The organism is Streptomyces sp. ADI95-16 (assembly GCF_003721495.1).
GTDB lineage: Bacteria > Actinomycetota > Actinomycetes > Streptomycetales > Streptomycetaceae > Streptomyces > Streptomyces goshikiensis.
On the sequence record NZ_CP033581.1, the window covers coordinates 909,845 to 917,951 of the forward strand.

General features: G+C 71.1%; 7 protein-coding genes. 4 read left to right on the plus strand and 3 right to left on the minus strand.

All coding sequences use genetic code 11. The features are described 5' to 3' along the window. The first annotated feature begins 64 nt into the window (after positions 1-64). Entirely contained in the window at positions 65-1,726 is a 1,662-nt protein-coding gene (locus tag EES41_RS04280; protein WP_123075790.1) for an NAD(P)/FAD-dependent oxidoreductase, read from the plus strand. A 112-nt stretch (positions 1,727-1,838) separates the two neighbouring features. On the opposite strand, the gene EES41_RS04285 is transcribed toward EES41_RS04280, so the two are convergent. The 3 genes from EES41_RS04285 to EES41_RS04295 all read right to left on the minus strand — a co-directional run bounded on the left by EES41_RS04285 (position 1,839) and on the right by EES41_RS04295 (position 4,638). Beyond that, positions 1,839-3,251, minus strand: a complete 1,413-nt coding sequence (locus EES41_RS04285) for a class I adenylate-forming enzyme family protein (RefSeq protein WP_123075792.1) — start codon at positions 3,249-3,251, stop codon at positions 1,839-1,841. Between the two features lie 83 nt (positions 3,252-3,334). Then, a complete protein-coding gene (locus tag EES41_RS04290; RefSeq protein ID WP_123075794.1) occupies positions 3,335-4,069 on the minus strand; it encodes a thioesterase II family protein in 735 nt (244 codons plus the stop codon). After that, positions 4,066-4,638 (minus strand): sugar phosphate nucleotidyltransferase, encoded by a 573-nt coding sequence (locus EES41_RS04295; RefSeq protein ID WP_123075796.1) that lies wholly within the window; start codon positions 4,636-4,638, stop codon positions 4,066-4,068. Before EES41_RS04295 ends, EES41_RS04290 begins: the two co-directional genes overlap by 4 nt. Before the next feature lie 323 nt (positions 4,639-4,961). On the opposite strand from EES41_RS04295, the gene EES41_RS04300 reads away from it, so the two are divergent. The 3 genes from EES41_RS04300 to EES41_RS04310 all read left to right on the plus strand — a co-directional run bounded on the left by EES41_RS04300 (position 4,962) and on the right by EES41_RS04310 (position 8,096). After that, positions 4,962-6,026: an ABC transporter ATP-binding protein gene (locus EES41_RS04300; RefSeq protein ID WP_123075798.1), complete on the plus strand. Its 1,065-nt coding sequence runs from the start codon at positions 4,962-4,964 to the stop codon at positions 6,024-6,026. After that, positions 6,023-6,895: an ABC transporter permease gene (locus EES41_RS04305; RefSeq protein WP_123075800.1), complete on the plus strand. Its 873-nt coding sequence runs from the start codon at positions 6,023-6,025 to the stop codon at positions 6,893-6,895. The genes EES41_RS04300 and EES41_RS04305 overlap by 4 nt, the downstream gene beginning before the upstream one ends. A 163-nt stretch (positions 6,896-7,058) precedes the next feature. After that, on the plus strand, positions 7,059-8,096 hold the full coding sequence (locus EES41_RS04310; RefSeq protein WP_123075802.1) for an ACP S-malonyltransferase: 1,038 nt from the start codon (positions 7,059-7,061) through the stop codon (positions 8,094-8,096). The last annotated feature ends 11 nt before the right edge of the window (positions 8,097-8,107 follow it).

Sequence of the window (8,107 nt, forward strand, 5' to 3'; positions counted from 1 at the left end):
GCTCGCCCGGCTCGTCTCCGGTTTCCCCGGACACGATGCCGAACCGGCCCGAGAGGTACTCCAGATGACATCAGCAAGCCCGGCCCCGACCACCATGCTCGTGCCGGACTTCCCGTTCTCCTACGACGGCTGGCTGCGCCACCCGGCGGGTCTGGGCTCCCTGCCGCCCGGGCGCGCCGGGACGCCCGTGGCCGTGGTGGGCGGCGGAATGGCCGGGCTCACCGCGGCGTACGAGCTGATGCGGCTGGGGCTGCGCCCGGTCGTCTACGAGGCCGACCAGGTGGGCGGCCGGATGCGCTCGGTGCCCTTCCCGGGGCAGCCCGGCTGTGTGGCGGAGATGGGCGCGATGCGCTTCCCGCTGTCGGCCCGCGCGCTGTTCCACTACATCGACCTGCTGGGGCTGGCGACGAGCCCCTTCCCCAACCCGCTGGCGGCGCACACCCCGAGCACCCTCGTGGACCTGGGCGGCGTACGGCACACCGTGCGCAGCGCGGAGCAACTGCCCGACGTCTACCAGGAGGTGGCCGTCGCCTGGGAGAAGGCGCTCCAGGAGCGGGCGGAGCTGGCCACGATGCGCGACGCCGTCCGGCGGCGTGACGTCGAGACGCTCAAGCACGTCTGGAACAGGCTGGTCCGGGAGTTCGACGACCAGTCCTTCTACGGTTTCCTCGCCACCAGCGCGGCGTTCCGGTCCTTCCGGCACCGGGAGATCTTCGGTCAGGTGGGTTTCGGGACCGGCGGCTGGGACACCGACTTCCCCAACTCGCTGCTGGAGATCCTGCGTGTGGTCTACACCGAGGCCGACGACCATCAGGTGGCCATCCTCGGCGGCTCCCAGCAGGTGCCGCGCGGGCTGTGGGAGCACCGGCCGAAGGACTGCGCGCACTGGCCGGCGGGCACCTCGCTGGCCTCCCTGCACGGCGGCTCCGCCCGGCCCGGCGTGCGCGCCGTGCGGCGCGACGGGGCGGAGTTCACCGTCACCGACGCCGACGGGCGGCGGGAGCGGTTCCCCGCCGTGGTCTACACCCCGCACGTGTGGACGCTGCTGAACCGTGTGGAGACCGATCCGGAGCTGCTGAGCCCGCCGCTGTGGACGGCGGTGGAGCGGACCCACTACATGGGCTCGTCCAAGCTGTTCGTCCTGACCGACCGGCCGTTCTGGCACGACGTCGATCCGGAGACGGGGCTGCCGGTGATGAGCATGACGCTCACCGACAGGATGCCGCGCGGGGTCTACCTCTTCGACGACGGCCCGGACCGCCCGGGGGTGATGTGCCTGTCGTACACGTGGAACGACGACTCCCTGAAGATGGCGACGCTGAGCGCGCGGGAGCGGCTCGACGTGCTGCTGGGCAAGCTCGCGGAGATCTACCCCGGGCTGGACATCCGCTCGCACGTGATCGGTGATCCGCTGACCATCACGTGGGAGAACGAGCCGCACTTCATGGGCGCGTTCAAGTCGAACCTGCCGGGCCAGTACCGCTACCAGCGAAGGCTGTTCACGCAGTTCATGCAGCGCGGGCTGCCCGGCGGGCGGCGCGGCTTCTTCCTGTGCGGCGATGACGTGTCGTGGACCGCGGGGTTCGCGGAGGGGGCCGTCACTACGGCCCTGAACGCGGTGTGGGGCGTACTGGACCACCTGGGCGGGGCCACCCATCCGGACAACCCCGGCCCGGGTGACCTCTACGAGGAGCTGGCTCCCGTCGAACTGCCCTACGAGGAGTGACGTCCGGCGGCTGACGGCTCGGGACGCGACTGATGACCCGGGACGCCACTGACGAGCGGCGAAAGGCGCCCCCGCCTCGGGCGGGGGCGCCTTCACCGTGCCGTCGGGATGGTCACGCCTGGGCGGCGGCCAGCTCCGTCAGCGCCTTCTTGTCGGGCTTGCCGTTGCGGTTGAGCGGGAACCGCTCCAGCACGACGACCTTGTTGGGCTGTTCGAAGGCGGGCAGTACGGCGCACAGCCGTTCCCGCCAGTGGCCCGCCTCCCGCATCTCCTCGTCCTCGACGAAGAACACCAGCTGCGAGCCTCGCAGTTCGTCGGGGAGGGGAACGATCCGGGTGGGACAGCCCTCGGCGGCCGCCTTCCGTTCGATCAGCTCGGGGTAGAGCGTGTAGCCCATGCGGTGCACGGCGAACTTGCGCCCCAGGACGTGCAGGTTGTCGCCGGCGTCGAGGTGTCCGAGGTCGCCGGTGGCCTGCCAGCCGGTGGCGTCGGCCCAGGCGATGGTGCCGTCGTCGGCGACCTGGCCTTCGAGGGCGTCGGGGGTGTCGACCTGGATCTCGCCCGTCTCCCCCGCGGGCAGCTCGCGGCCGTCCTCGTCGACGATCCGCAGGCGGATGCCCTCCATGGCCCGGCCGCAGGCGACCGGGTTGTCGAGGGTGGCGAAGGAGATGTTGCCGAGTTCCGTCGAGCCGTAGCTGTCCAGCAGCGGCAGCCCGAACTCGGCCACGTACTGCGCGACCAGGGGTGCGTCGAGCGGGGCGGCGCCGACGCAGAACATGCGGGTGGCGGACAGGTGCTCGCGCAGCGCCGGCTTGCGGTTCATCAGGCTGAGGATGCTGCGGTAGCTGGACGGGGTCGCGTCGATGACCGTGACCCCGGCGTCACGGGCCATCCGCAGGGCGCGGTCGAGACGCCGGTAGGGGGCGATCACCAGAGAGCAGCGGGTGAGCCAGGCGATGAGGACCATCGACAGGCCGTACTGGTGGGCGAAGGGCAGCAGCGGCATCAGGACGTCATCGGCCCGGTGCCCCACCTGGTCGGCGTTGCGCCGCAGGTTGCGCAGGAAGGAACCCCCGGACTTCACCACGCCCTTGGGGGATCCGGTGGAGCCGGAGGTCCACATGATGAGGCCGTCCGGCAGTTCGCCCCAGGCGTCGAAGGACAGGGCGGGGGCGGTGGGCTCGTGGTCGGCGACGGCCACCATGAGCTCGTACAGGTGGATGGGGTCGGCGTCGGGGTAGACGGGGGTCTCGTCGTCGACGAAGGTGGCCTTGACGCCGGTGCGCAGGGCGATCCGGCGGGTCTCCTCCGGGTGTTCCTGCTGGTCGACGAGGACGATCGAGGCTCCGACGTGCATGAGCGCGTACAGCACGCACACGTAGCTCGCGGAGTTGCCCGCTTTGAGCATGACCCGGTCGCCGAGGCCGATGCCGCGTTCGCGGATCGCCTCGGCCACCCGGAGGGCGTCCTGTTCGAAGTCGTCGACGGGCCGTACCGAGTCGGCTGCAAGTATTCTCGCGGTCATCGGTCGCACAATGTCCTTCCTCACATGGGGATGGGGGTTCGGTGGGCGCCGCCCCGCGGTCCGTACGGCGGGGCCGCCCCGGGTCACTCCGGGTCCGGTGCACCGAGCGAGATCAGCTGGTCGTGCACGATGTTGACCACCTCCCGGCGGTGTGACTTCAGGTATCCCTGGGCGCCCGGGAAGACCTCCAGGTCGAACCGGCCGGAGGTACAGCGCCGCCAGGCCCGGACTCCGGCCAGCGCGGCGCGCGGGTCGTGGTGGGCCGTCAGGGCGACGACCCGGCAGTTGAGGGCGGGCGGTCCGAGGTTGCCGCGGTGGCCGGGGGCCGTCCGCCCGGAGACGAAGAGGGTCAGCGGCGCGTGTGCGTACGTCTCCCGCTCCAGCCGGCAGCCCACGGAGTAGGCCAGTTCGGCGCCCAGCCGGTGCCCGAACAGCGCGAAGGGGCGGTCGGCCCAGCCCCGTACCGCCTCGAAGACCTGATCGGCGAGTAACGCGGCCGCCTCGGGGTCGAGGTCCTCGTCGGCGGGCATGGAGGAGGGGTACTGGACGATGAGCAGCTCCACGGTGGGCAGCAGCAGCTCGGCCATGGCCAGGTAGCACAGCGGGGAGTTGCGCGAGCTCGGGAAGCAGATCATGCGGTAGCTGCTCGGGAGCGCGGGCTGCCTGATCTGGATCAGGCTGACCTCGTCGGGGGTGGCCTCCCCCGTCGGCGGCCGGGTGTGCTCATGGGGCGCGCTCCCCGGAGCCGCGCCCCGGACGGTGCCTGTGACCCGCGGGCCGGGTGCATGGCCGGCGCCTCCGGTGCGGAGGGCCTTCATGAAGCGATCTGGGCCTCGTCGTGGTCGCCGGCGGTGCCGGATACGACCTCCAGGCCCTGGCCGGTCAGCCACCGGAGGACCTCGGTGATCTCCAACTCGCCGTGGGCGGAGGGCTGGACGGCCTCGACGGCCTGGTGCACGGCGTCGGTGAAGAAGTACACCCCGGCCCTGCCCGGCACTTCCTGCGCGACCGGGCGGCGGCTGCGGAACTCCTCCAGCTGCTCGCCGATCCCGCCGGGTACGAAGCCGTCGCCCGGGTGCGTCACGAAGTCGTCGTCGCCCAGCCAGTCCCGCGCGGTGCGCACGGCGTGGGCGAGCCCGGCCGGCCGGCGGCGCGGCAGGTAGGTGACGCTGACGCCGAAGCGGGCGCCGTCGCCGACGGCCGCCCGTACCTCGTCGGCGGTGTCGCCGAGGACGATGCCGACATCGGTGATGCCCGCGTCGGCGATGTCCTCAAGGGCGTGGAAGAGGACGGGCTTGTCGGCCGCGGGGTGGGGCTGCTCGGGGGAGTTGACGGGCAGGGGGTGCAGAAGGGTGCCGGATCCCCCCGACAGGACGAGTGCTTTCACGGGGTCTCCTCGCGAAAATGGTGAGGCGAGCGGAGCTGATCCGGCGCGGTCACCCGGGGATGCTATGAGGATATTCGCCGGGACCGCCAGACGTGATCACCCCTATTCCCCCCTAAGTATTTCCTTATTCCCCCCTAGGTGCGGGTCCGGCCGGAGCGCGACGAAGTCCCGCGTGCTACACATGGCGACGCACATCATTTCCGCGTCCCATTCAGTCGGCGCCCGACGCGCGGCCGGTCACGCGATATTCTCATGCGGACCCGCCGGCCCGCCGTCGCCGCGTCCCGCTTGATTCGCAGGCATAAATGAAACCTGAACGACCCGTGGATTCCGCTGTCGTGGTCGACGGACTGGTCAAGAAGTACCGGGACCGTGACCGGCCGGCGGTGGACGGCTTGAGCTTCTCGGTCCGCCGGGGTGAGGTCTTCGGATTCCTGGGCCCGAACGGGGCCGGCAAGACCACGACCATCGGCATCCTCACCACCCGCGTGGCCCCCACGGCGGGGCGCGCCTTCGTGCAGGGCGTCGACGTCGTGGCCCATCCCGCCCAGGCACGCCGCGCCTTCGCCGTCGTACCGCAGCGCAACAACCTCGACCAGTCGCTGACACTGCGACAGAACCTGACCTTCCACGCCGGCTACCACGGCATGGGCCGCACCGAACGGCGCAGGCTCGCCGACGAGTGCCTGGAGTGGGTGGGGCTCGGCGACCGCGGCAAGGACCGCGGCGACCGGCTCTCCGGCGGCCAGGTCCAGCGCGTGATGATCGCCCGGGCCCTGATGCACCGGCCGGACGTGCTCTTCCTGGACGAGCCGGCCAACGGCCTCGACCCGCAGGCCCGGCTGTTCATCCACGAGCGGGTGGCCGAGCTGAGCGGGCGCGGTGTGACCACCGTGCTCACCACCCACGACATGGACGAGGCCGCCCGGCTCTGTGACCGCGTCGGGATCGTGGACCACGGGCGGCTGCTCGCCCTGGACACCCCGCAGGCGCTCATGCAGAGCCTGAGCGGCACCGCCCTCACCGTGACCGTGCGGCCGGCTCAGGCCGCCGGTGCGGCGGAGGTCATCCGGCTGCTGGAGCGGATCGAAGGGGTGACCCGGGTCGAGCGCATCGAGCCGGGCCACCACGCCGAAACCGCGGACGGCACGGCCGACGACACGACGGCGCCGGGCACCGCGGCGGACGTCCCCGACCTTCCGGCGGGCCGGGACGGCGCGGACGCGCCCGTACGGCTGCGCATCTACAGCGACGCGCCGTCCGGCGCGGTGCTTCCGGCCGCCATCACCACGCTGACGGCGGCGAGCTGCGACATCAAGGACATCAAAGTGGGCACCGCGACACTGGAGGACGTCTTCATCTCACTGACCGGGCGGGAGCTGCGATGACGACCGCCACGGCCACCGAGAAGGCCGCCGCCACCGCCGCCGACCCGGTCGCGGGCTTCCCGCGGGAGCTGAGGCCCGCGCCCGCCGGCATCCGCTCGGTGACCCGTACGTTCTTCTTCATCCTCTGGCGGGACATCTTCGTCACCGGCCGCGAACTGCCGACCTTCCTGGCGCAGGTGCTCGTGGAGCCGTTCTTCATCCTGTTCGTCTTCGGCAAGGTCCTCGGCGAACTCGGCTTCACCGGCGGCGGCTTCCAGCAGGTGCTGCTGCCGGGCGTGGTGGCGCTCAACGCCTTCCTGGTGAGCCTGCAGAACACGGCGCTCCCGCTGATCATCGACTTCTCGTGGAGCAAGGAGATCGAGGACCGGCTGCTCGCCCCTATCCCGACCACCCTGGTGGCCATCGAGAAGCTGGTCTTCGGCATGATGCGCGGCGTGATCGCCTCGCTGCTGATGATCCCGATGGGCTTCCTCGTCCTCGATCACGCCTCCTGGCCCATGGACAGCTTCCCCGCCACCCTCGGCGTGCTGCTGATGGGCGCGCTGGCCGGCAGCACGGTGGGCCTGACCATCGGCACCCTGGCCCCGCCGCGCCACATCAGCATCGTCTTCGCGGTCACGCTGACCCCGCTGATGTTCACGGGCTGCACCCAGTTCCCGTGGCACGGGCTGGCGGACATCCGCTGGTTCCAGGTGCTGTGCGCCTTCAACCCGCTGACCTACGTCAGCGAGGGGATCCGCTCCCTGCTGCTGCCGCCCGGCGGGCCCGGCTCGATCCCGCTGTGGGTGGACGTGCTGGCCCTGACCGCCGCCATCCTGATCTTCGGGACGATCGGCATCAAGGGCTTCCACCGCAGGGCCCAGGACTGACCCGCTCCGCCTTCCCCTCCGGCCTCGTGCCCGGACCGGCGCACCCGCGCCCGGCCCGGGTACGAGGTCTTTTCCCGTCAACGGCACCGCAATGACACCGAAATGGCACCGAAAGAACAGACCGGTGTCACAGCATCCCGGAAGCAAAGGTATTTCACGGATCATGACTCATTCCGATGCGATTCCCGCGGTCAGTACGGCCGAATCCGCCAATTCCCGGACCGGCACCGCGATCGTATTCCCCGGCATGGGCCCCGCGTCCTTCGCCGAGGTCGGCAAATTCCTGATGCTCGACCCGTACGCACGGGTCCGTCTGGCGGAAGCCGACGACGCCCTCGGCTATTCGGTGTTCGACCGTTTCCGGGATGCCGAGGAAGACTATTCGGTCGATTTCCAGATCGCCTTCCTGGTGAACTCGATGGCGCTGGCGGACCGGGCCGTGGACACCCTCGGCGTCTCCCCCACCGTCTGCGCCGGCCCCAGCTTCGGCCAGCGGGCGACGGCCGCCTTCGTCGGCTCGCTCTCCTTCCCCGAGGTGGTCCGGCTGACGGCCGAGCTGGTCCGCTGCGAGGAGGAGTTCTTCTCCTCCGGCGCGTACGAGGACGTGGTCACCCACTGTTTCGTCCGCACCCCGCAGGACCGCCTGGACGAGATCCTCGCCGGGTTCGACGACCGGGGCGCCTGGTACGACTTCTCGGGCCACCTCGACGCCGGCTTCCACATGCTGTCCGTACGTGAGAAGGACCTCGACGCCCTGACGGCCGGCATCAGCGCGGCGGGCGGCTACTCCATGTACTCGATGCGGCCGCCCGTGCACGCGGCGGCCTTCTCCGCGCTGCGCCGCAAGGCCGAGGAGGAGGTCTTCGGCGCGTACGAGCCCGGTGCCCCCGCCCTTCCCGTGGTCTCCGACCACGACGGGTCGGTCGTCCGGGACGCCGCGGGGATGCGCGCGATGATGCTGGACACCTTCGACCGGCCGATCCACTGGCCGGGCATGGTGGAGTCGCTCAAGGGCCTCGGCGTGGGCACGCTGTACGTGACCGGCCCGGACAGCCTCTTCCACCGGCTGGACGTCACCAAGGCGAACTTCGAGGTCGTCGCGGTGGGCCTGCCGAAGAAGCGGGCCCGTGAACGCGAGCGGGAGCGGGCGCTGGAGCGGTCCCGCGCGACGCGGGCCCAGCGGGCCGTCCCGAGGCCGTGACGGCCTGACGG

Coding starts and splice junctions, on each gene's coding strand:
- EES41_RS04280 (WP_123075790.1), top strand. CDS start 65: ATGACATCAGCAAGCCCGGCCCCGACCACCATGCTCGTGCCGGACTTC.
- EES41_RS04285 (WP_123075792.1), bottom strand. CDS start 3,251: ATGACCGCGAGAATACTTGCAGCCGACTCGGTACGGCCCGTCGACGAC.
- EES41_RS04290 (WP_123075794.1), bottom strand. CDS start 4,069: ATGAAGGCCCTCCGCACCGGAGGCGCCGGCCATGCACCCGGCCCGCGG.
- EES41_RS04305 (WP_123075800.1), top strand. CDS start 6,023: ATGACGACCGCCACGGCCACCGAGAAGGCCGCCGCCACCGCCGCCGAC.
- EES41_RS04310 (WP_123075802.1), top strand. CDS start 7,059: ATGACTCATTCCGATGCGATTCCCGCGGTCAGTACGGCCGAATCCGCC.